Source organism: Streptomyces sp. NPDC058157 (genome assembly GCF_042884105.1).
GTDB lineage: Bacteria > Actinomycetota > Actinomycetes > Streptomycetales > Streptomycetaceae > Streptomyces.
Genome location: NZ_JBHVUQ010000089.1, coordinates 1 through 22,531, shown reverse-complemented (window position 1 = coordinate 22,531; position 22,531 = coordinate 1). Strand labels below are relative to the sequence as shown.

At 72.5% G+C, this 22,531-nt stretch carries 18 protein-coding genes; 9 read left to right on the top strand and 9 right to left on the bottom strand.

Annotation, left to right across the window (positions count from 1 at the left end; translation table 11 throughout):
• The first annotated feature begins 157 nt into the window (after positions 1-157).
• Positions 158-946 (top strand): BTAD domain-containing putative transcriptional regulator, encoded by a 789-nt coding sequence (locus tag ACFVXK_RS22025; protein WP_389614152.1) that lies wholly within the window; start codon positions 158-160, stop codon positions 944-946.
• 23 nt (positions 947-969) lie between these two features.
• On the opposite strand, the gene ACFVXK_RS22020 is transcribed toward ACFVXK_RS22025, so the two are convergent.
• The 3 genes from ACFVXK_RS22020 to ACFVXK_RS22010 all read right to left on the bottom strand — a co-directional run bounded on the left by ACFVXK_RS22020 (position 970) and on the right by ACFVXK_RS22010 (position 4,971).
• Positions 970-2,292 carry a UDP-glucose dehydrogenase family protein gene (locus ACFVXK_RS22020; protein WP_389614150.1) on the bottom strand — a complete coding sequence of 441 codons (1,323 nt, stop codon included), beginning with the start codon at positions 2,290-2,292 and terminating at the stop codon, positions 970-972.
• 86 nt (positions 2,293-2,378) lie between these two features.
• Entirely contained in the window at positions 2,379-3,623 is a 1,245-nt protein-coding gene (locus ACFVXK_RS22015; protein ID WP_389614148.1) for a hypothetical protein, read from the bottom strand.
• 49 nt (positions 3,624-3,672) lie between these two features.
• Entirely contained in the window at positions 3,673-4,971 is a 1,299-nt protein-coding gene (locus ACFVXK_RS22010) for an aminotransferase class III-fold pyridoxal phosphate-dependent enzyme (protein WP_389614147.1), read from the bottom strand.
• Positions 4,972-5,182: 211 nt separating this feature from the next.
• Here ACFVXK_RS22010 and ACFVXK_RS22005 point away from each other — a divergent pair, with 211 nt between their 5' ends.
• Together ACFVXK_RS22005 and metK are read left to right on the top strand one after the other, a co-directional pair.
• Positions 5,183-6,565 (top strand): helix-turn-helix domain-containing protein, encoded by a 1,383-nt coding sequence (locus tag ACFVXK_RS22005; protein ID WP_389614145.1) that lies wholly within the window; start codon positions 5,183-5,185, stop codon positions 6,563-6,565.
• 725 nt (positions 6,566-7,290) lie between these two features.
• Entirely contained in the window at positions 7,291-8,508 is a 1,218-nt protein-coding gene (metK, locus tag ACFVXK_RS22000; protein WP_389614143.1) for a methionine adenosyltransferase, read from the top strand.
• On the opposite strand, the gene ACFVXK_RS21995 is transcribed toward metK, so the two are convergent.
• A complete protein-coding gene (locus ACFVXK_RS21995; RefSeq protein ID WP_389614142.1) occupies positions 8,505-9,389 on the bottom strand; it encodes a patatin-like phospholipase family protein in 885 nt (294 codons plus the stop codon). The genes metK and ACFVXK_RS21995 overlap by 4 nt on opposite strands.
• Before the next feature lie 82 nt (positions 9,390-9,471).
• Here ACFVXK_RS21995 and ACFVXK_RS21990 point away from each other — a divergent pair, with 82 nt between their 5' ends.
• Positions 9,472-10,032 carry a TetR/AcrR family transcriptional regulator gene (locus ACFVXK_RS21990; RefSeq protein WP_389614140.1) on the top strand — a complete coding sequence of 187 codons (561 nt, stop codon included), beginning with the start codon at positions 9,472-9,474 and terminating at the stop codon, positions 10,030-10,032.
• 22 nt (positions 10,033-10,054) lie between these two features.
• Here ACFVXK_RS21990 and ACFVXK_RS21985 read toward each other — a convergent pair whose 3' ends face one another.
• The 3 genes from ACFVXK_RS21985 to ACFVXK_RS21975 are packed head-to-tail and all read right to left on the bottom strand — an operon-like array spanning position 10,055 to position 12,715.
• The gene (locus ACFVXK_RS21985; protein WP_389614138.1) at positions 10,055-10,903 is read right to left on the bottom strand and encodes an SDR family NAD(P)-dependent oxidoreductase; all 849 of its coding nucleotides are present in this window, start codon (positions 10,901-10,903) and stop codon (positions 10,055-10,057) included.
• Complete coding sequence (locus ACFVXK_RS21980; protein WP_389614137.1) at positions 10,900-11,853, bottom strand: aromatase/cyclase; 954 nt, start codon at positions 11,851-11,853, stop codon at positions 10,900-10,902. Before ACFVXK_RS21980 ends, ACFVXK_RS21985 begins: the two co-directional genes overlap by 4 nt.
• Before the next feature lie 58 nt (positions 11,854-11,911).
• Positions 11,912-12,715 (bottom strand): SDR family NAD(P)-dependent oxidoreductase, encoded by an 804-nt coding sequence (locus tag ACFVXK_RS21975; RefSeq protein WP_389614135.1) that lies wholly within the window; start codon positions 12,713-12,715, stop codon positions 11,912-11,914.
• Between the two features lie 175 nt (positions 12,716-12,890).
• Here ACFVXK_RS21975 and ACFVXK_RS21970 point away from each other — a divergent pair, with 175 nt between their 5' ends.
• The 4 genes from ACFVXK_RS21970 to ACFVXK_RS21955 are packed head-to-tail and all read left to right on the top strand — an operon-like array spanning position 12,891 to position 17,507.
• Positions 12,891-14,069, top strand: a complete 1,179-nt coding sequence (locus ACFVXK_RS21970) for a DegT/DnrJ/EryC1/StrS family aminotransferase (protein ID WP_389614133.1) — start codon at positions 12,891-12,893, stop codon at positions 14,067-14,069.
• A complete protein-coding gene (locus tag ACFVXK_RS21965) occupies positions 14,066-15,337 on the top strand; it encodes a beta-ketoacyl-[acyl-carrier-protein] synthase family protein (protein ID WP_389614131.1) in 1,272 nt (423 codons plus the stop codon). Before ACFVXK_RS21970 ends, ACFVXK_RS21965 begins: the two co-directional genes overlap by 4 nt.
• A complete protein-coding gene (locus ACFVXK_RS21960; RefSeq protein WP_389614129.1) occupies positions 15,334-16,593 on the top strand; it encodes a ketosynthase chain-length factor in 1,260 nt (419 codons plus the stop codon). Before ACFVXK_RS21965 ends, ACFVXK_RS21960 begins: the two co-directional genes overlap by 4 nt.
• Positions 16,594-16,616: 23 nt before the next feature.
• The gene (locus ACFVXK_RS21955; protein ID WP_389614158.1) at positions 16,617-17,507 is read left to right on the top strand and encodes an MBL fold metallo-hydrolase; all 891 of its coding nucleotides are present in this window, start codon (positions 16,617-16,619) and stop codon (positions 17,505-17,507) included.
• A gap of 48 nt (positions 17,508-17,555) precedes the next feature.
• Here ACFVXK_RS21955 and argG read toward each other — a convergent pair whose 3' ends face one another.
• Both argG and ccrA read right to left on the bottom strand, forming a co-directional pair.
• The gene (gene argG / locus ACFVXK_RS21950; RefSeq protein WP_389614127.1) at positions 17,556-19,010 is read right to left on the bottom strand and encodes an argininosuccinate synthase; all 1,455 of its coding nucleotides are present in this window, start codon (positions 19,008-19,010) and stop codon (positions 17,556-17,558) included.
• A gap of 128 nt (positions 19,011-19,138) precedes the next feature.
• Entirely contained in the window at positions 19,139-20,476 is a 1,338-nt protein-coding gene (gene ccrA / locus ACFVXK_RS21945) for a crotonyl-CoA carboxylase/reductase (protein ID WP_389614125.1), read from the bottom strand.
• A 231-nt stretch (positions 20,477-20,707) separates the two neighbouring features.
• On the opposite strand from ccrA, the gene ACFVXK_RS21940 reads away from it, so the two are divergent.
• On the top strand, positions 20,708-22,432 hold the full coding sequence (locus tag ACFVXK_RS21940; protein WP_389614123.1) for a class I adenylate-forming enzyme family protein: 1,725 nt from the start codon (positions 20,708-20,710) through the stop codon (positions 22,430-22,432).
• Positions 22,433-22,531: the final 99 nt, after the last annotated feature.

Here is a 22,531-nt window from a genome sequence, read left to right as displayed (position 1 = left end):
CCGGCCATCGGACCGCATCGGGTGGCTCAATTCTGACGCAGCTTGACCGCGTTCTGACATACCTCCTGTTGACGGCCACATTCCCCACACAAGACACTTCTATTGATTCCAGCCGTCCTGTTTTTTTGCTCTTCTCGCTGATGAGGAGTCATCTTCCATGCGCTTCAATCTCATCGGCCCCTTCGAGATCGTCACCGACGACGGCCGGACCTACCAGCCGGGCACCCCCAAGGTCTGCCAGACGCTCGCGCTGCTGCTCACCCGGCCCGGCGAGGTGGTCACGGCCGAGGCCCTCATCCGGGAGCTGTGGGGCGAGAACCCCCCGCGCAGCGCCGTCACGACGCTCCAGACGTACGTCTACCACGCGCGCCGGATGTTCACCCAGGAGCAGCTGGCGCCCGCCGGCCGCTGCCTGATCGTCACCGGCCCGTCCGGGTACGTGATGCGCGTCGAGGACTCCGAGGTCGACGTACGGATCTTCGAGCGGCTCGTCACCCGGGCCCGCCACGAACTGGCCGAGGAGGAGCCGCAGCGGGCGCTGCGCACGGTCGGCCAGGCGCTCGACCTGTGGCGCGGGCCCGCCCTGTCGAACTTCCCGGCCGGCGACGTGCTCGCCGGGCACATCGTGCACCTGGAGGAGCTGCGGATCAGGGCCTTCGAGACCCGGATCGAGGCCCAGGAGGCGCTCGGCCGGCACCGCGAGTCCATTCCCGAGCTGCGCAAGCTCATCAACGACTACCCGCTCAACGAGTGGTTCCACAGCCGGCTCATCGCCGCCCTCGGCGCCGCCGGCCGGCGCGCGGAGGCCCTCCAGGCCTACCAGAAGGTCCGCCGGCTGCTCGCCGAGGAACTGGGCCTGGAACCCTCCGCGGAACTCAGACGGCTCCACGGCCGCCTGCTGAGCCCGTCACGCGGCGACCGCCTCGCGGTGACGGCGGCGGTCTGAGGCCTCGCCGCCGACGGCCTGTCCTACTTGCCGGGTCGTCCGAGCTGGTGGAGGGTCCAGCCCGCCGTGCGCCAGGGCTCGGGGTCGAGCGTGGTGCGGCAGTCGACGAGCAAGGGGGTGGCGGGGCGTCCGACGAGGGCCGTGGGGTCCACCTGCCGATACTCGGGCCATTCGGTGGCCAGGACGACGAGGTCGGCGCCGTCGAGGGATGAAGGCAGGTCGTCGGTGTAGTCGAACTCGGGGTTGCGGATCACGGCGGTGGCCACGGCCTGGGGGTCGTGGACAGTGACGATGGCCCCGGCCTGCTGGAGGGCGTGGGCCAGGGCGAGGGCCGGGGATTCACGGACGTCGTTGGTGCCGGGCTTGAAGGCCGCTCCCCACACGGTGACGCGGGCGCCCTTGAGGGGGCGGCCGGTCAAGGCACGGCTGACGAGGTCCATGGCGACGTCGGTACGGGACTCGTTGACCTCTTCTGCGGCGCGCAGGAGGGTGGCGGCCCGGTCGGCGCCGAGCTGGCGGGCGGAGGCGGTGAAGGCGCGGACGTCCTTGGGGAGGCAACCGCCGCCGTATCCGATGCCGGGGCGCATGCCGCCGCTGCCGATGCGCGGGTCGATGCCGAGGATGTCGACGATCTGGGAGACGTCGCCGCCGGCGGCCTCGCACATGTCGGCGACGGCGTTGATGTAGCTGATCTTCAGGCCGAGGAAGGTGTTGGCGGCGCCCTTGGCGAGTTCGGCGGTGGCCGGGTCGGTGACGAAGAGAGGGACGCCCGCGTCGAGGATGGGGGCGTAGACGGCGCGGATGGCCTTCTCTCCCGCGGCGGTGGTGACGCCCGCGATGAGGCGGTCCGGGCGCAGGGTGTCCTCCACCGCGTGGCCCTCGCGGAGGAACTCCGGGTTCCAGACGACCTCGACGGCTTCGCCGACGGGCGCGAGGCGCTGGGCGAGGGCGGTTACCCGGGTGGTGGTGCCGACGGTGACCGTGGACTTACCGACGATCGTGCACGGCTGGTCGAGGTGGGGGGCGAGCTGGCGGATCGCGCCGTAGACCTGGCCGGTGTCGTAGGAGCGGCCGTCGGCGTCGATCGGGGTGCCGACTCCGATGAAGTGCAGTTCGGCGAAGGCGGCGGCCTCGCGGATGTCGGTGGTGAACCGCAGGCGCCCGCTCGCGGTGTGGCGGACGAGCAGCTCGGGCAGCCCGGTCTCGTAGATGGGGCACTCGCCGGCGTTGAGGCGGTCGACCTTGGCCTGGTCGACGTCCACGCCGATGACTTCGTGGCCGAGTTCGGCCATCGCGGCCGCGTGCGGGATACCGAGGTGTCCGCAGCCGATGACTGAAACGCGCATTCCTTGACTCTCACTTCAGGAGGGGCCTCGCATGCGGGGCCGGGGAACAGCTCCCAGAGGCTAGCGCCGTTCCCCGGACCCACTTGTCAGGCCTGGTCGGTTCCGAGGTCCAGCAACCGCTCCAGCGCCCCGATCGCGTGGTCGGCCGTCTGCCGTACGACCACGTCACCGGTCTGCGGGGCTTCCAGCGGGTAGGCGAACCAGGATCCGTCCGGACGGGGGAATCCCTCCGGGTCGACGAGAAACACCTTGAGCCCGGCCGCGCGGGCCCGCTTGGCGACCCACCGCCGATCGGCGTGCAGGCCGATGACGACCAGGGCCTTGGCGTCGGGGTGGAAGGTGACCGGCGGGATCCGCTGGTCGTAGCGGCGCATGAACTGCTCCTCGAACCCGGCGCGCGCGCCCAGGCCGTCGAAGTTGTTGGTGATGAACGGGCCGACCATGTGCCCGGCCTGCTCCATGCGCTTGAGGGCGTGGAGGGCCGGGGTGACCTCGGCGTCGAAGCAGGTGCGGTACATCTCCGACAGCTCCGTGATCTTGTCCTCGGTCTGGAGGAACATCTCCGTGAGCAGCGGGTCGCGGCCCGGGGCGAGCACGAAGGTGAAGCCCTTGCCGAGCAGCTCGTCCTCGATCTCGTTGACGTGGTAGATCTCGTGGAGGCGGTGCAGGGGCGGGATCCCGGCCTCGTAGGAGACGCCGCAGCCGACCTCGACCTGGAACGGCAGGAAGTCCGTCAGCTGCGCCAGGTCTTCGGCGTAGATGGGCTGTCCGGGGGTGTCCTTGACGCGGACCCCGTGGGTGAGGACCTCCCACGGCCGGCGCCGGACGGCCCGCGGGGGGAAGGTGTTGACCGACGTGAACGTGGTGTCGATGACCTCGTAGCCGGCCGGGAGCCTGCGGCGCGCCCGGAGGTCTTCCGGGTGCTCCTCGAAGCGGACCATGTGCACGCGCAGGTCACCCAGCTCGAACCGGCCCGCCCCGACCTGCTTCCAGCCGCCCTCGGCCAGCATGGCGTGGTTCTGCTCCCATGCTTCCTCGATCTCGCTGCTGGGCGCGGCCACCGAGTGGTGCAGGTACATCTGCGTCATGGCGAGCGCGGGCGCCGCGGTGGTGTCCACGAGGCCGTACTGGTGCCAGTAGTGGACGATGCGGCGGCGGGCGTCGCCCTCGCCGGTCCAGCCGGAGTTCGCGGCGGTCTCCGCCTGCTGGGTGCGCCGCCAGATGCCCTCCTCCTCGAAGCGGGGCCTATCGGCGGTCACCCCGTAGAAGTCGTGCCACTTGCGGAGCTGGTCCTCGTCGAGCTGGTCGATGACCGTGACGGGAAACTGCATGGTCTTCCTTCCGTCAAAGCAGCCTGCCCCAGTGATGGAGCGGGCTGGATCAGCTGAGGGCGGCCACCGCGTCGGTGAGCGCGCCGGTCAGGAAGTCGATGTCCTGGCTGTCGCAGGTCAGCGGGGGCGCGACGACCAAGCCCTCGCTGCGCGGGGCACCGGCCCCGGTGAAGGGGTAGAGGAAGACGCCGCGCCGCTCGCACTCCTGCAACAGGGGCCAGAGCAGGCCGGGGCCGACCTCCACCCCGTAGAGGTGGCCGACGCCCCGGACGTCCCTGATCGGCGCCCAGCCGGTCAGGGACCGCAGGGCGGCACCGAGACGCTCGCAGCGCGCGGCGAAGGCGTCGAAGTCCATCGACTCCAGCTCGTCCAGGACTCCGAGGCAGGCCGCCGCCTGGAGGGGGTGGGTGGCCATGGTGCCCATCGCGGGCAACGGGTCCGCGTCCTTGTGCCGCAGCAGCGGCGCGAGCTCCGGCGCCACCAGGACGGCCCCGACGCCGGTGTAGCCGGCGCCCAGGCCCTTGGACAGGACGACCAGGTCGGGCTCGCACCCGTCCCAGTGCCGGCTGGCCAGGGGCGTGCCGGTGCGCCACAGCCCGGTCAGGACCTCGTCGTGGATGACCAGGACACCCCGCTTCCGGCAGATTTCCGTGACCCGGCGCAGGTAGCCGCTCGGGGGTACGAAGGCGCCGCCCGTGGTTCCGTTGACCGGTTCGATCAGGACCGCGGCGACGTTCTCGGCTCCTCTGCTGTCGATCGCACGCGCCACCTCGCCGGCGCATGAGGCATCGCAGCCGTGCCCTTCGTGGGCGTGGCCGTGCGTCGGCGGGTACGGGGCGGGGAAGGCGGGGCCGAGACCGCAGCGGTCTTCCGGACGGGGGTTGCGGATCTGGTTGCCCGCTACGCCCAGGGTGAAGACGCTGTTGCCGTGGTACGAGAGGTCGGACGTCAAGATCTCCCCGCGCCGCTTCCCGTCGCGGACCCGCACGATGTTCCGTGCCAGGCCCACGGCGACCTCCACGCCGAGGGTCCCGCACGTGGTCAGGGCGACGGAATCCTCCGGCCGGCCTACGGCCCGGCACAGGCGGTCCATCAGCTCCAGCTGGATGCGCGGCTGGACGACGGCCGCGCCGCCGAAGGAGTAGCGGGAGAACTGCTTCTCGACGCGGGAGAACACTGCCGGGCTGCTCTGCCCGACGTTCGCGCACAGCAGGCCGCTCGACCCGTCGAGGATCCGGCGGCCATCGGCGAGGTGGAGCCAAGGGCCGTTCGATCCGACGGCCTCGAAGTCCGGCAGGGGCCTCGACGACGTCAGCAGGCGTTCGCGTTGCGGCAAGTACCGATCCACGGAGAAATCCCTTCCTGGGCGTGGACTGGAGAGGGTGGGTGCCCGGCGCTCGTGAACCGCGGCAACTCCAAGACCACCGCAAAGGAAAGCGGTACAACAGTCCGTAGCCATGGGGCTGCAAGGAGTTTGCATCTCGTGTAAGCACGAACGGCTGCGGGTGGGGTCGGCACCGAGCGGGCCGCGCAGCCTTGGGACACACAGGGGCAGGGTCATGGACGCAGTTCGTAAGCCGCAGGTGAGCACCAGCGCATCGGCAACACCCGGCGAGGTGGTCCGCCGAACCCGCCGAACCCAGGGCATGACCCTGGCCAAGCTCGGTTCCCTGACCGGATACTCGGCCGCCCAGGTGTCCCGGCTGGAGCGCGGGAAGTCCGCCTTGACGGACGTCTCTGTTCTCCACCGGTTCGCCCAGGTACTCGGCATCCCACCCCAGCACCTTGGCCTTGCGCCGGCCTCGGCCGGCCAGCCGGAGCCTTCCGGTCAGCCAACTGGGCCGTATCCGAACCTGCCCGCCCCTACCCTGGGATTCCCAGGTCACGACGAGGGGGTGGACCCGGTGCGCACGCGAAGGCAACTACTCGCGAACCTCGCGGTCACTGCGGCGGCCGCCATGGGCGCCCCCGTCACCGGGTCCCTGCCGGGCAAGACCGAGGAGGCACAGCTCGGCGAGGCGCTCGTCGCAGGGCTGCGCGACGCGATGCTGGGACTGGGCCGCGCTCCTGCGGACATGTCCCTGGAGCTCCTGGTAGCAGACCTGCGACGTGCCTCCGCCGAATTCGACGACTGCGCGTACGCCAGCCTCGCCCTGCGCCTTCCGCGCCTGATCTCGGCAGGGCACCAGTCCACCAGCGACAGCTTCCGCCTGCTGGCGCAGGCGTACCTCCTGGCGACTCGGATCCTCGTCAAGCTTGATGAAGCGCAACTCGGCTGGATGGCAGCCGACCGCGCACGGCAGTTCGCCGCCGCCGGCGGCGCACCGGTGGCAGTGGCGGAGGCAGCCCGTCAGCAGGCCGTCCTCGCCCGCAAAGCAGGCTGGCATGACCAGGCCCTCGCCCTGGCCCTGAACGCTGCTGACGAACCGGCGCTGCGTGAACTCGGGAAGGTCGGGATCGCCCAGAGAGGCCTGCTGATCCAGTGCGCTGCCTACACCGTGGCCCATCAGCGCGATCGATCCGGCATGCGGGAGCTGACCCGCGAGGCTGCCGCCATCGCCAGGAGCCTGGGCGCTGTCACTCATCTGCGGGACACCAGCGGCGGGTTCAGCAAGGCGACCGTACAGCTGCACTTGATCTCGGCGGAGACCACCGCCGGGGACCCCTCGGCAGCCATCGCCGCTGCTGACGCCCTCGCTCCCCAGGAGCTCCCCACCACAGAGCGACGCGCGCTCTACTTCACCGACCGAGCGAAAGCCTTCGGCCAGTGGGGCCGTCGCGACGAATGCATCCGTGCCCTCCTCCAGGCCGAGTACTGGGCCCCGCAGGAGACCCACGCCCGTCCGGCTGTGAAGACCCTCGTGTCCGGCCTGCTCGTGTCCGGTCGCATCACACCCGAACTGCGAGGCCTTGCCGCACGAACGGGCGTTCCGCACAGTTAGCCAGTGATTGGGTATCGGTGGCCCATCACCGCCGTGGTCACCGCCGCAAGCCGGTGCGCGCCCTGAAACGCCACGGTCGTCCTGTCGGGCGCGAGGCCGTGGGGGCGGGCCGTGTGATCGGAGCGGCGTGGCTGGTGTTGGTGGCCGCTGAGCGAGGCGCCCGTGCACCGGGACCGCGTGCACGCCGAATGGGGCGCACCTTCTGTGGCTGAGGGTTGGAACGGGGGCCGGAGGACGTGGATGCGTTGGCCGGTGCGTTCTGGAAGATCGTCGGCGCGCTGGCCGAGGTCGACGCGAACGGTCGCTACGTGCACATGAACGAGAACGGCGAGGTGGCCATCAAGCAGGACGAGTCGGCCGCTGCCCTCGGGGTCAGCCGTCGTTCCGTCAACACCGCGGTCGGTCAGCTCATGGAGCGCTCGTTCATCTGGAAGTCAGGGCGCGGTCGTTATCAGATCCACCCGTACATCCTGTACTCGGCACCTCTACGGCGCAGGCCCGGGCGATCGGCTACGCCGAGGCGAAACGGAAGGACGGCAAGATTCCGCCGATTCCCCGGCCGGGTGCTGTCATCGCCCGTCAGATCAGTGAGGACGGCGTCACGGACGTCATCGCCTGACGCCGCCGGGCCTGTCGTTCGAGTGGGGCTCCAGGGAGGTCGGAGACGGTCGGCCTTTCGGCCGTGCACGGAGTTGTGCGCGGGGCCGTACACAGGAGGAAGCCGTATGTCCCGTCGTCTGTTCACCTCGGAGTCCGTGACCGAGGGCCACCCCGACAAGATCGCCGACCAGATCAGCGACACGATCCTCGACGCCCTGCTGCGCCAGGACCCGACCTCGCGCGTGGCCGTGGAGACGCTGATCACCACCGGCCAGGTGCACATCGCGGGCGAGGTGACGACCAAGGCGTACGTGCCGATCGCGCAGCTCGTCCGGGAGCGGATCCTGGAGATCGGCTACGACTCGTCCGCCAAGGGCTTCGACGGCGGCTCCTGCGGTGTGTCGGTGTCCATCGGGGCGCAGTCCCCGGACATCGCCCAGGGGGTCGACACCGCGTACGAGCGGCGGGTGGAGGGCGAGGGCGACGAGTTCGACCGGCAGGGCGCGGGCGACCAGGGGCTGATGTTCGGCTTCGCCTGCGACGAGACGCCCGAGCTGATGCCGCTGCCGATCCACCTCGCGCACCGGCTCTCGCGCCGGCTGTCCGAGGTCCGCCGGAACGCGACCCTCCCGTACCTGCGCCCGGACGGCAAGACCCAGGTCACCGTCGAGTACGACGGGAACAGGCCGGTCCGGCTGGACACGGTGGTGGTCTCCACGCAGCACGCGACCGAGATCGACCTTGAGAATGCGTTGACCCCGGACGTACGCGAGCACGTGGTCGAGCACGTGCTCGCGCAGCTCGCGGAGGACGGGATCAAGCTGGACACCGAGGGGTACCGGCTGCTCGTGAACCCGACCGGGCGTTTCGAGATCGGCGGTCCGATGGGTGACGCCGGGCTGACCGGCCGCAAGATCATCATCGATACGTACGGGGGCATGGCGCGGCACGGTGGCGGGGCCTTCTCGGGGAAGGACCCGTCGAAGGTGGACCGCAGCGCGGCGTACGCGATGCGGTGGGTGGCCAAGAACGTGGTCGCCGCCGGGCTGGCGGCGCGCTGCGAGGTCCAGGTCGCGTACGCGATCGGCAAGGCCGAGCCCGTCGGTCTCTTCGTGGAGACCTTCGGCACCGAAGAGGTGGAGGTCCGGAAGATCGAGGACGCGATCCGTGATGTCTTCGATCTGCGTCCGGCCGCGATCATCCGTGATCTGGACCTGCTGCGGCCGATCTACGCCCAGACCGCCGCCTACGGTCACTTCGGCCGCGAGCTCCCCGACTTCACCTGGGAGCGCACCGACCGCGTCGAGGCCCTGCGCGCCGCCGCCGGTCTCCCCGCGGCCTAGTGCTCCGGCGGTAGAGCGGGCGGCGGGCAGTCCGTGTCGGATCCGGTTTTCCATGCGAGGCGGAGCCGTGCCGTGGCGTCGGCGGCTTGGCGGAGGCCCGCCTGGTGGGCCGGCTCCCAGGCCGTCCGGTCGCCCATGTCCGGGCCGAAGGCGCGGACGGATGCCGGATCGGGCTCGATGGTCACCACGGTGTGGGCCCCGGTGCCCGCCAGCTCCTGGTGGAGCAACTCGCGGGGGAACAGGTGCGCCTGCGGGTCGATGACGACGAGCGTGCGGGCTCCGGCCGCGAGGCCGGCGTGGGTCGCCGACCGCAGGGAGCCGTCCATGTACCGGCGGCCGTTGACGGTGATCGGCGGGTAGATGCCCGGGAAGGCCGTGCTCGCCGCCACGGCGGCGGCCAGCGGTGCGCCGCTCGCACGGTCGAAGACCTCCCGCTCGCCGGTCTCGGCATCCAGCGCGGTGACGAGCAGCTTCCGGTCCGGCCACCGGTCCGCGCCGACCATGGCGCGCATCCGGTCGAGGTGCGCCTGCTCGGGACCGGTCTCGGCGGCGACTGCGATCCGGCCCGCCCGGCGCCATGCCCCGGCCGGGTCCGAGGCGGCATCGCCGAGCACGGCGAACACCTCGCCCAGCCGGCGCCGGTCCACCTGGGGCGGGGTGCCGTCGGAGCCGGCGGGGCGCACGGGGGTGGCGAGCCGGCCGGGGTCCTGACCGGTGGCCAGCACCGCGCCGATGATCGCGCCGGTCGACGTGCCGACGATCAGGTCGGCCTCGCCGAGGTCCACCCCGCCGCGGCGCAGTCCGACGGCCAGTCCGGCCGTCCAGGCCGCACCGACGGGGCCTCCGGCGCCCAGCGCGAGTGCCCGGTCGAGTGTGTGCATCACTGTCTCCCCCTATTGTTGAAACAGTCGTACCATATACTCGTGCCGGTTCGGATCCGCAGGACCGAGAGGGTGATCCACCGTGGGGCGACCCCCCGATCCCGCGCGGCGGGAGCGCACGCTGGCGCGGGCGACCGACTACGTACTGGGTCACGGCCTGGCCGGGTTGAGCCTGCGGCCGCTGGCCGCGGCCCTCGACACCAGTCCGCGGATGCTGCTCTACGACTTCGGCAGCAAGCAGGAGCTGGTGTCCGCGGTCCTCGCCGAGGCCCGGCGCCGCGGTGGGGCGCGACTGGCCGAGAGCCTCCCCCGGGAGGCGGCCTCCGCGGAGGAGCGCCTGCGCGGCATCTGGGCCTGGATCAGCGCACCCGAACGTGCCGCGTTCGTCCGGCTGTTCTTCGAGGTGCACGCCGACGGCCTGGTCCACCCCGAGAACTACCCGAACCAGGCCGAGGCGATCACGGACTGGTTCGACACGCTCGGCGCCGCCTTCCGCGACATCGCCGTCGGCCCGGACGACACGGTGACCCCCACGCTGGTCATGGCCGTCATCCGGGGCCTGCTGTTCGACCTCACGACCACCAGCGACCGCCGTCGCACCGACCGCGCCCTGGACCGCTTCTGCGAACTCCTCCGGCAGTGAACGAGGGCGAGCGCCCGGAGCCCTAGGCCGGCGGGAAGTCCGTCGTCGGGGCCAGGGGGGCCCACTCCTCCCAGACGGACAGGCGTTCGCGCAGGGCCGTCGGGGCGCGGTCGGCCGCGGTGGTGCCCAGGAGGACGCGGAGCGGGGGGTCCTCGGCGTCCAGGAGTTTCAGGAGGGCCGCCCCGGCCCGGTGCGGGTCGCCGGGCTGGAGGTGGGCGAAGGCGCCCGACAGGCCGTGCCGGCGTTTGGCCAGCACCGCGTCGTAGGCGGTCTTGGGCGTGGCCCGCACCATGGAGCTCGCGCTCCAGTCGGTGCGGAACTCGCCGGCCTCGATCAGGGTGACCTTGATCCCGAAGCCGGCGACCTCCTGGGCCAGGGTCTCGCCCATCGCCTCCAGGGCCCATTTGCTGGCGCAGTACATGCCCAGGTTGGGGTAGGTGGTCACGCCCGCGATGCTGGACATCTGGAGCAGGTGGCCGGAGCCCTGGCGGCGCATCAGCGGGAGCACGGCCTGGGTGGTCCACAGGGCGCCGAGGAAGTTCACGTCGAACTGGTCGCGGACCTGCCGTTCGGTGACCTCCTCCACCGCTCCGGCCAGCCCGTAGCCGGCGTTGTTGAGGAGGACGTCGATCCGCCCGGCCCGCTCCCCGGCCTCGGCGACGGTGGCGAAGACCGCCGCGCGGTCGGTGACGTCCAGGGTCATGGGGACGACCCGCCCGCCGAAGCGCCCGACGAGTCCGTCGAGCGCCTCGACGCGGCGGGCCGTGGCCACCACGGTGTCGCCCGCCTCCAGGACGACCTCGGTGACGGCCCGTCCCAGGCCCCTGGAGGCGCCGGTGACGAACCAGACCCGGGGCGTCCCGTCCGTCATCGACGGGCCCGCTGCTCGGCGAAGGCCTTGGCGTGGTTGAGGGTGGCCGTGCTGTTGGTGCTGAGGGCCGTGTGGATGTAGGCCTTGGCGTCCTCGACCGTCGCCTCGGGGCCCAGGATGCGGGCGATGTTCTCGGTGTTGATGGTCACCGTGTGCTGGGAGGAGGCGGACAGCCCGCCCTCGCCGTCCTCGGCGAACGTCCAGTAGCCGGTGTGCAGGCTCATCAGCGCCGGGAGGGTCGTCTGCTTGTAGGCGATCCGCTCGTCGGGGAACGTCACCCGGTAGGACTTGGTGGTGTGGACGGAGCCGTCCTTGGCCCGGGTGTCCATCTCCAGCTCCTGCAGGCCCGGGGTGTCCTCGGTCAGCCGGACGACCGCCACGTGCGGCAGCCGCTCGGGCCACAGGTCCGCCTCGTTGACGAAGTCGTAGACGTCCTTCGCGGAGCCCTCGACGCGGACCGTGTCCTCGAAGGAGAACGTCAGGTCCTCGGTGGCGTGGGCGCGCTCCACGTTGGTCTTGAGCGCGGCCAGCTCCGAGCGCGAGTTGCGGTCGACCGCGCGGTCGATCCACTCCAGCTTCTGCGGGTCGTCGTCCTCGGCCCGGTAGTCGTGCAGCAGCCGCACCCGGGACTCGCCCTCCGAGAGAGGCTCGATGATCCAGGTGCCGCCCATCGCGGCGACCGGGGGAGCCGGCACCTCCTGGCGGAAGGTGATCGTCAGCTTCTCCGGGTCCAGGGTGCGGCGGGAGGTCCAGTTCTTGGCCTCGCCGTTGGCGGTGGCCCAGATCCGGATGCGCTCCTCGTTCCCGCCCTGCGGGACGTGGTCCACGTAGATGGTCGGGGGGAAGATCCGCGGCCAGTTCTGCACCTCGGCGATCAACCGGTACACGGCGGCGGCCGGGGCCGAGACCGTGATCTCGTGCTCCACTTCGCGCGGGCCGGGCTGCGGCATGGTCTTGCTCCTCGGATTCGGGGTCGTGCGGATGTGCTGGGCGTACGGGCGGGCGGGCTCAGAAGTTGCCGAGGCCGCCGCAGACGTTGAGGGCCTGCGAGGTGATGGACGCGGCGGTGTCGGAGGCCAGGTAGCCCACGAGACCGGCGACCTCCTGCGGGGTGGAGTAGCGGCCGAGGGGGATCTTGGCCTGGAACTTCTCCAGCACGGCCTCCTCGGTGGTCTCGTACGCGGCCGCGTAGCCCTGGCGGACCCGCTCGGCCATCGGCGTCTCGACGTAGCCGGGGCAGACGGCGTTGACGGTGATGCCGGTCGGGGCCAGCTCGTTGCCCAGCGCCTTGGTGAAGCCGACCACGCCGTGCTTGGACGCCGAGTAGGGGGCGCCCAGGACCACGCCCTGCTTGCCCGCGGTGGAGGCGATGTTGATGATGCGGCCGCGGTTCTTGGCGCGCATGCCACCGGTGTTCAGGACCTCGCGGGTGACCCGGAAGACGCTGTTGAGGTTGGTCTCGATGACGTCGTACCAGAGCTCGTCGGCGATGTCCGCGGTGACGCCGCCGCCCGAGCGGCCGGCGTTGTTGACCACCACGTCGATGGTGCCGAACCGCTCCACGGCCGCCTCGACCCAGGCCTTGACGCCCTCGCCGCTGCGCACGTCCACGCTCGCGCCGTCGACCTCCAGGCCCTCGGCGGTGAGCTCCTTGACGGTACGGGCCACGTTGTCGGCGTCGCGGGCGCCGATGAACACCCGGTGCCCCTGCGCGGCCAGGGTGCGGGCCGCTTCCAGGCCGATACCGCTGGTCGCTCCGGTGACGACGGCGACGCGCTTGGTCTGGTCCTGCTCCTGGGCCTGGTCGGGCATGAGAACTCCTCGGTGAATCGACGGGTGGCGCACGCGGAGGATCCGTCACCGCGATGGAGCGGTACTCGAAGGCGTCTCGGACCTGCGGTGCGGGAGGGACGGACCACCGGTCCTCCATCGTTCGTCGAGCGCCGGTCGACAAGATCGGGGAGACACCCGCACGTGAGAGGCGACCATGATCAACTTGTTTCAGCCCCAAGTCGGGGCGGAGGAACTCGACGCGGTCGCCGGGGTGTTCCACGACCGCAGGCTCGGCAGCGGACGGCGCACCGAGGCCTTCGAGACGGCCTTCGCCGAGCACCTGGGCATCGAGCCCGGCCACGTCGTGTTCACCAGCTCCGGCACGACCGCCCTGCACCTGGCCGTCGAGACCCTCGACCTCCAGGAGGGCGACGAGGTCGTGCTGCCCTCCCTCGGCCTGCCCGCCACCGCCGAGGCCGTGGCCGCGCGCGGCGGCCGCCCCGTCTTCTGCGACGTCGACCGCCGCACCCTCAACCCGTCCCTGGAGGACGTCGAGGCCGCCCTCACCGACCGCACCCGCGCGGTCCTCTTCCTCCACTACGGCGGACGCGCCGGCGACATCGTCCGCATCGCCGCACGCTGCCGGGAACTGGGCCTGGCCCTGATCGAGGACGGCGCCTGCTCCGTCGCCTCCCGCGTCGACGGCCTGCCCGCCGGCACCTTCGGCGACCTCGCCGTGTGGAGCTTCGACCCCGGCCGGGTCCTGGTCACCGGCGACGGCGGCATGGTCTACGCGAAGGACCCCGAACGGGCCGCCCGCACCCGCCTGCTCGCCCGCCGCGGCCTGGTCCGCGCCAGCGGCTTCGGCCACGCCACCCTGCCCGGCGAACCGGACCTGCCCGAGTACGGGCGCGGCATCGCCGGCAACGACCTGACCGCCGCCATCGGCTCCGTCCAGCTGCGCCGCCTCCCCGAGATGGTGGAGCGGCGCCGCGAGATCGCCGCCCGCTACGACCGCGAACTGGCCGGCACCGACGGGCTGCTGACGCCCCCGCCGCTGCCCGAGGGCCACGAGTCCACGGACTGCCTGTACTGGGTGCAGCTCGACCCCGCCATCAGGGACGGGGTCGTCGCCGACCTGCTGGCCCAGGAGATCTACACGACCTCCCACCACGCGCCCCTGCACCGGTTCCCGGCCGACGGAGACGGAGAGCCGCCGGCGGCCGCACTGCCCTCCTGCGACTGGGCGGTGGACCGCACCGTGCGCCTGCCCCTGCACCCCGGCCTCAGCGACGCGGACGTCACCACCGTCATCGACGCGCTGCTCGGATCCGTGCGCTCCCGGCTCGCCGCCGGTACCGACGAAGGACTCACCGTGAAGGACACCCCATGAACCGACGCGTCGTCATCACCGGGATCGGCGTGGTCGCACCCGGGGGAGTGGGCACCAAGGCGTACTGGGCCCGGCTCACCTCCGGGCGGACCGCGACCCGCGCCATCAGCCTCTTCGACGCCACCGGCTTCCGCTCGCGGATAGCCGCCGAGGCCGACTTCGACCCGCTCGCCCACGGGTTCACCCCCGCCGAGGCCGCCCGCCTCGACCGGGCCGCCCAGTTCGCGCTGGTCAGCGCCGACGAGGCGGTCCGCGACAGCGGGCTCGACACCGCGGCCCTGGACCCCACGCGCACCGGTGTCACCCTGGGCAGCGCGGTGGGCTGCACCACCGGCCTGGACAACGAGTACAACGCGGTGAGCGCCGGCGGCTCCACCTGGCAGGTGGACCACACCCTCGCCGTGCCCCACCTGTTCGACTACTTCGTGCCCAGCTCGATGGCGGCCGAGGTGGCCTGGCGGGTCGGCGCCCAGGGCCCCGTCTCCATGGTCTCCACCGGCTGCACCTCCGGCCTGGACTCCATCGGCCACGCCGTGGAACTGATCCGCGAGGGCAGCGCCGACGTGATGGTCACCGGCGCCACCGAGGCCCCGATCTCCCCCATCACCGTGGCCTGCTTCGACGCCATCAAGGCCACCTCGCCCAGCAACGACCACCCGGAGACCGCCTCCCGGCCCTTCGACGCCACCCGCAACGGGTTCGTCCTCGGCGAGGGCTCCGCGATCCTCGTCCTGGAGGAGCTGGAGAGCGCCCGCCGCCGCGGCGCCCACGTCTACGCCGAGATCGCCGGCTTCGCCAGCCGCGGCAACGCCTACCACATGACCGGCCTCAAGGCCGAGGGCCGCGAGATGGCCGAGGCCATCACCGTCGCCCTCGACGAGGCCCGCCTGCCCGCCACCGCCGTCGACTACGTCAACGCGCACGGCTCCGGCACCAAGCAGAACGACCGGCACGAGACCGCCGCCTTCAAGCGCAGCCTCGGACAGCACGCCTACGACACCCCGGTCAGCTCCATCAAGTCGATGATCGGGCACTCGCTCGGCGCCATCGGCTCCCTGGAGGTGGCCGCCAGCGCCCTGGCCATCGAGCACAACACCGTCCCGCCGACGGCCAACCTGCACCACCCCGACCCGGGCTGCGACCTGGACTACATCCCGCTGACCGCGCGCGAGCACCGCACGGACACCGTCCTCAGCGTCGGCAGCGGCTTCGGCGGCTTCCAGAGCGCCATGATCCTCACCCGCCCGCGCCTGGGAGCCGCCGCATGAGCACGCAGACCGCCGACGCCCCCGTGATGTCTTCGGCGGCCGCCTCCGCCGCGCCCGTGATCACCGGGATCGGCGTCGCCGCCCCGAACGGCCTGGGCACCGAGGCCTGGTGGAGCGCCGTCCTGCGCGGCGAGAGCGGCATCCGCCCGGTCACCCGCTTCGACGCCGGCCAGTACCCGGCGAAGCTGGCCGGCGAGGTCCAGGGCTTCGACGCCGCCGAGCACCTGCCCGGCCGGCTGCTGCCGCAGACCGACCAGGTGACCCGGCTCGCCCTCACCGCCGCCGACGAGGCCCTCGCCGACGCCGGCGTGGACCCGGCCCAGCTGCCCGACTACGCGGCCGGGGTGATCACCGCCAGCTCGGCCGGCGGCTACGAGTTCGGCCAGCGCGAGCTCCAGGCCCTGTGGAGCAAGGGCGGCCAGTACGTCAGCGCCTACCAGTCCTTCGCCTGGTTCTACGCCGTCAACAGCGGCCAGATCTCCATCCGCAACGGGATGCGCGGCCCCAACAGCGTCCTGGTCAGCGAGCAGGCCGGCGGGCTCGACGCGGTGGCCCAGGCCCGCCGCCAGCTCCGCAAGGGCATCCGCCTCGTCGTCACCGGCGGCATGGACTCCTCCCTCTGCCCCTGGGGCTGGGCCGCCCACCTGGCCTCCGGCGAGCTGAGCACCGCCGAGGACCCCGCGCGCGCCTACCTGCCCTTCTCCGCGGAGGCCGGCGGGCACGTGGTCGGCGAGGGCGGGGCCCTGCTCGTCCTGGAGGACGCCGAAGCCGCCCGCGAGCGCGGGGCCCGGCCCTACGGGGAGGTCGCCGGGTACGCGGCCACCTTCGACCCGCCGCCCGGCTCGGGCGCCCCCTCCCGGCTGCGCGACGCCGCCGCGCTGGCCCTGCGCGAGGCCGGGCTGGCCCCCGCCGACGTGGACGTGGTCTTCGCCGACGCGGCCGGGCGGCGCGAGGCCGACCGCGCCGAGGCCGAGGCCCTCGCGGAGATCTTCGGGGCGCACGGGGTCCCCGTGACCGCGCCCAAGACCATGACGGGCCGGCTCGCCGCGGGCGGCGCCTCCCTCGACCTGGCCGCGGCCCTGCTCTCGCTGCGCGACGGGGTGATCCCGCCGACCGTGCACGCCGGGCCGCCCGCCGCGGACTGTCCCGTCGACCTCGTGACGGAGGTGCGCCGGCCCGCCCGGCTGCGCACGGCGCTGGTGCTGGCACGGGGCCGGGGCGGCTTCAACGCGGCCATGGTGGTCCGGGGACGGTGAGCGGCGACGGCGGCGGGCCCCGGATGCAGGAGGTGGCCGAGCACGTCTGGGCCTACCTCCAGCCCGACGGCGGCTGGTGCCTGAACAACGCGGGGCTGATCGCCCCGGACGGCGGCCGGCCCGTACTGGTCGACACGGCCGCCACCGAAGCCCGTACCCGGGCCCTGGGGGAGGCGGTCGCCCGGATCACCCCGCACGCCCCGCGCTTCGTGGTGAACACCCATGCGCACGGCGACCACACGTTCGGGAACCGGTTCTTCGCCGACCGGGCCCTGGTCGTCGCCCACGAGGCCGCGCGCGCCGAGATGGCCCTGGCCGGACTGCACCTGACCCGGCTGTGGCCGGACGTCCCCTGGGGGGAGGTCCGCGTGGAACTGCCCGGGCTGACCTTCCGCGACCGGCTCACCCTGCACCCCGGGGACTTCCCCGTCGAACTGCTCCACCCGGGCACCGCCCACACCGTCGGGGACACGGTGGTCTGGCTGCCGCGGCAGCGGGTGCTGTTCACCGGGGACATCGTGATGTCCGGCGCCACGCCGTTCTGCCTGACCGGCTCGGTCTCCGGCTCCCTCGCCGCCGTCGAGCGGCTGCGCGCCCTCGGCCCGCGGACCGTCGTCGCCGGACACGGGCCGGTCGGCGGCCCCGAACTGCTCGACGCCACCGCCGGCTACCTGCACCTGCTGCAACGGCTGGCCGCCGAGGGCCTCGCGGCGGGGCTGACCCCGCTGGAGGCCGCGCGGGAGGCCGACCTCGGCCCGTACGCGGAGCTCCTCGACACCGAGCGGCTCGTGCCCAACCTGCACCGCGCCTACGCGGAGGCGCGGGGCGCGGAACCGGGACACCGGCTCGACGTGGAGGCGATGTTCTGCGAGATGGTCGAGTACCACGGCGGACTGCCCGCCTGCGCCGCCTGAGGACAGGCGGCGCGGACGGGCAGTCGGGGGCCGTGGGGTACGGGCCCGCTAGTCGGTGCCGGACTCCATCGCGGCGCGGTCCAGCAGCGCCTCGTCCGCGGAGACCTCGCCGCGCGAGGCGATGGCCTCGGCGCCGCCCTCCGGCATCTCCGGCATGGTGCCGATCAGCCCGGTCGCGGCCGCCTGGGCGGCGCCGACGGCGGGGCTGCCGCTGCCGATCAGGCCGAGCACCGCGTACTGCTCCAGCTTGGCGCGGGAGTCGGCGATGTCGAGGTTGCGCATGGTCAGCTGGCCGATGCGGTCCACCGGGCCGAAGGCCGAGTCCTCGGTGCGCTCCATGGACAGCTTGTCCGGGTGGTAGCTGAAGGCCGGGCCCTGGGTGTCGAGGATCGAGTAGTCCTCGCCGCGCCGCAGCCGCAGGGTCACCTCGCCGGTGACGGCCGCGCCGACCCAGCGCTGGAGGGACTCGCGGACCATCAGGGCCTGCGGGTCCAGCCAGCGGCCCTCGTACATGAGCCGGCCGAGGCGGCGGCCCTCGTTGTGGTACTGGGCGAGGGTGTCCTCGTTGTGGATGGCGTTGACCAGGCGCTCGTAGGCGGCGTGCAGCAGGGCCATGCCGGGGGCCTCGTAGATGCCGCGGCTCTTGGCCTCGATGATCCGGTTCTCGATCTGGTCGGACATGCCCAGGCCGTGCCGGCCGCCGATGGCGTTGGCCTCCATGACCAGGTCGACGGCGGAGGCGAACTGCTTGCCGTTGATCGTGACGGGACGGCCCTGCTCGAAGCCGATGGTCACGTCCTCGGTGTCGATCTCGACCGAGGGGTCCCAGAAGCGGACGCCCATGATCGGCTCGACGGTCTCCAGGCCGGTGTCCAGGTGCTCCAGGGTCTTGGCCTCGTGGGTGGCGCCCCAGATGTTGGCGTCGGTGGAGTACGCCTTCTCCGTGCTGTCCCGGTAGGGGAGGCCGTGGGCCAGCAGCCACTCCGACATCTCCTTGCGGCCGCCGAGCTCGGTCACGAAGGCCGCGTCGAGCCAGGGCTTGTAGATCCGCAGGTGCGGGTTGGCGAGCAGGCCGTAGCGGTAGAACCGCTCGATGTCGTTGCCCTTGAAGGTCGAGCCGTCGCCCCAGATCTGGACGTCGTCCTCGAGCATCGCGCGGACCAGCAGGGTGCCGGTGACGGCGCGGCCGAGCGGGGTGGTGTTGAAGTAGGCGCGGCCGCCGGAGCGGATGTGGAACGCGCCGCAGGTCAGCGCGGCCAGGCCCTCCTCGACCAGTGCCGCGCGGCAGTCGACCAGACGCGCGAGCTCGGCGCCGTAGGCCTGGGCGCGCCCGGGCACCGAGGCGATGTCGGGCTCGTCGTACTGGCCGATGTCGGCGGTGTAGGTGCACGGGACGGCGCCCTTGTCGCGCATCCACGCGACCGCGACGGAGGTGTCGAGTCCGCCGGAGAAGGCGATGCCGACGCGCTCGCCGACGGGAAGGGAGGTGAGGACCTTAGACATGGGATGAGTATGCAGAACGATGCATGTTCATGCAAGTGGAGGGGGGTCTGTCGCTAACGGCGTTAACGGCGTTAACGGCGTCAACGGCTTTGAAGCCGTCGGCGCCGTCGGAGCCGTCAGTGGAGCCGTCAGCGGGGCCGGAAGCGGTTGATCGCCTCCAGGTGCCGCGCGCGCAGCTCGTGGTCGCGTACGCCAAGGCCCTCCTCGGGGGCGAGGGCGAGGACGCCGACCTTGCCCTGGTGGAGGTTGCGGTGGACGTCGTAGGCGGCCTGGCCGGTCTGCTCCAGCGGGTACACCTTCGACAGGGTGGGGTGGATCCTGCCCTTGGCGACCAGCCGGTTCGCCTCCCACGCCTCGCGGTAGTTCGCGAAGTGCGAGCCGATGATCCGTTTGAGGGACATCCACAGGTAGCGGTTGTCGTACTCGTGCACGAACCCCGAGGTGGAGGCGCACGTGGTGATCGTGCCGCCCTTGCGGGTGGCGTACACCGACGCGCCGAAGGTCTCGCGGCCCGGGTGCTCGAAGACGATGTCCACGTCCTCGCCGCCGGTCAGCTCCCGGATGCGCTTGCCGAAGCGCTTCCACTCCCCGGGGTCCTGCGTCCGCTCGTCCTTCCAGAACCGGTACCCCTCGGCGCTCCGGTCGACGACCGCCTCGGCGCCCATCGCCCGGCAGATCTCCGCCTTCTCCGGGGAGGAGACCACACAGACAGGGTTCGCGCCGCCGGCCAGCGCCAGCTGGGTCGCGTACGAGCCCAGACCGCCGCTGGCGCCCCAGATCAGGACGTTGTCGCCCTGCTTCATCCCGGCGCCGTTGCGGGACACCAGCTGGCGGTAGGCCGTGGAGTTCACCAGACCCGGACTCGCGGCCTCCTCCCAGGTCAGGTGCTCCGGCTTGGGCATCAGCTGGTTGGACTTCACGAGGGCCAGCTCCGCCAGGCCGCCGAAGTTGGTCTCGAAGCCCCAGATCCGCTGCTCCGGATCGAGCATCGTGTCGTCGTGCCCGTCGGCGGACTCCAGCTCCACCGACAGGCAGTGCGCCACCACCCGGTCGCCCGCCTTCCACCGGTTCACCCCGGGACCCGTGCGCAGCACCACCCCCGCCAGGTCCGAGCCCAGCACGTGGTACGGGAGGTCGTGGCGGCGGGTGAGCTCCGAGAGGCGGCCGTAGCGCTCCAGGAAACCGAAGGTCGGCAGCGGCTCGAAGATCGAGCTCCAGACGGTGTTGTAGTTGATCGCGCTCGCCATCACCGCGACCAGCGCCTCGCCCGGACCCGGCTCCGGCGTCGGCACCTCCCGCAGGTGCAGGGACTTGCGGGGGTCCTTCTCCGCCGAGGCCATTCCCGCGAACATGTCCGTCTCGTCCCGGAGCACCACGTTGCCCCGGTACGCCTCCGGCAGCGCGAGCGCCCCGTAGTCCTCGGGGCGGGCGTCCTCGGAGAGCAGGGCCTCGACGATCTGGTCCACGTGACTTCCCTTGCGACGGAGGGATGCGGCGGCGCCGGACGTGCGGGTCCACCGGAGCGCGTGCCCGCAGGCTCCGCCCCGGGCGTCGAAGACCGCCGGAGGAACGCTCGACGGCGGCGGAATCGAGCGGCCTTCGAAGCGTCCTCAACCGGAGGTGCGGACCGTGATGCGTCGGGATCAGCGATCAGGGATCCGGAGATCCAGCGATCAGCCCGACCAGGAGGACGCGCCGTGCCGATCTACCGCCTCAGCCGCCGCACGCAACCGACCCGCCGCAGGGAGCTGCCGCTCGACGGACTGCTGCGCCGGGCCGCGGAACGCGACCCCGCCGCCTGTGCGTTCCGCTCCCCCCACGGTACGCGGACCTTCGCCGAACTCGACGCGCGGGCCGACCGGTTCGCCGCCTACCTCGAACACGCCCTCGGTCGGCGCGGGGCCCGCGTCGGGGTCGCCAACACCCTCGACGAGGACTTCGCCGCCGCCTACTACGGCACCATCCGCAGCGGCAACACCGTCGTCCTCCTCAACCCCCTGATCCGGGCCGCCGGACTGCGTCGCGTCTGCGAACTGGCCGACGTCGAGATCGCCTTCCTGCCGACCGCCGCCGCCGAGCAGCTCGTCAAGACCGCCGACCGGCTGCCCCTGCTGCGCGAGATCGTCGTCACCGACGCGCCCGACGGGATCGTGCCCGCCGACGCCGTGCCGCTGTCCGTCGCCCTGGGCCGCGCCCCGCAGCCCGGGCCGCGTACGTCCGGCGTGCTCTCCGGTGTCTCGCTCGACGCCCCCTCCGGCGCCCTCTTCGACGTCTCCTCCGAGGTCTCCCCCGACGTCTCCTTCGACCCGAACGCCGTGGTGTGCGTGCAGTTCACCACCGGGACGACCGGCCGGCCCAAGGGCGTCCGGCTGACCCACCGCAACCTGCTCGCCAACGCCGCCCAGACGGCCGCCGCCCACCGGCTCGACTCCGGCTCGGTGATCGTCAACCACCTGCCGCTCTACCAGCCGATGCACCTCAACTCGGCCGTCCTCGCGGGCGCCTGCCAGGTCCTGTGCCCCGCCCCGCGCCCCGCGGCCGCCCTCGCCCTGGCCGCCCGGACCGGCGCCACCCACCTCTACAGCCTGCCCGCCCGGCTGCACCAGCTCGCCGCCGACCTGCGCCACGGCGAACGCGCGGGCGCCGCCGAACTGCCCGGCTTCCCCCTGCCCGCCCCGCCCGCCCTCGACCGGCTCACCGCCGTCCTCTCCGGCGGCAGCGCCCTCGCCCCCGCCGACGCCCGGCTGCTCTCCGACCGGCTCGGCGTCCCCGTCCTCCAGGGGTACGGCCTGGTCGAACTCGCCCCGCTCACCCACTCCCAGCGGCCCGGCGAGGACCTCTCCGGCACCGGCTCCGTGGGCACCCCCGTCCCCGGCACCGCCTGCCGCGTCGTGCACCCCGGCACCGGCCTCCCGCTCGGCCCCGGCGAGACCGGCGAGGTGCAGCTGAGCGGGCCCCAGCTGATGGCCGGCTACCTCGGGGAGAACGGGCCCGCCGCCGGGGAGGACGGCTGGTTCTCCACCCAGGACGTCGGCCGCATCGGCCCCGACGGGGAGCTGTACCTCGTCGACCGCCTCGACGACGTCTTCTCCTACGACGGCGAACTCGTCTCGCCCACCGCCGTCGAATCCGTCCTCGCCGCCGACCCCCGGGTCGCCGACTGCGTCGTCGTCGGCTGGCCCGACCCGGTCCACGGCGCCGTCGTCTGGCTCGGGCTCGTGCTGCACGAGCCGATCGCGCCCGGGCTGCTCGACGTCCTCGACTCCATCGTGGAGACCGCCAACGGACGGCTCGGCCCGCACGAGCAGATCCGGCGCGTCGAGGTCCTCGGCGCCGTGCCGCGCACCCCCGCCGGCAAGCCCGAGCGGCGCTCCCTGCGCCGCGAACTGCACCACCGGGCGGAGGCCGAAGCCTCCGTCTGAGCCTCCCCCCCGTTACCGTCTTCGTGGCTCCGCAATGGGGCCTCCGGCCTTCGGACCCGGCATGACTTCCCCCTCCTGTTGAAGTTGATGATCCGGGGG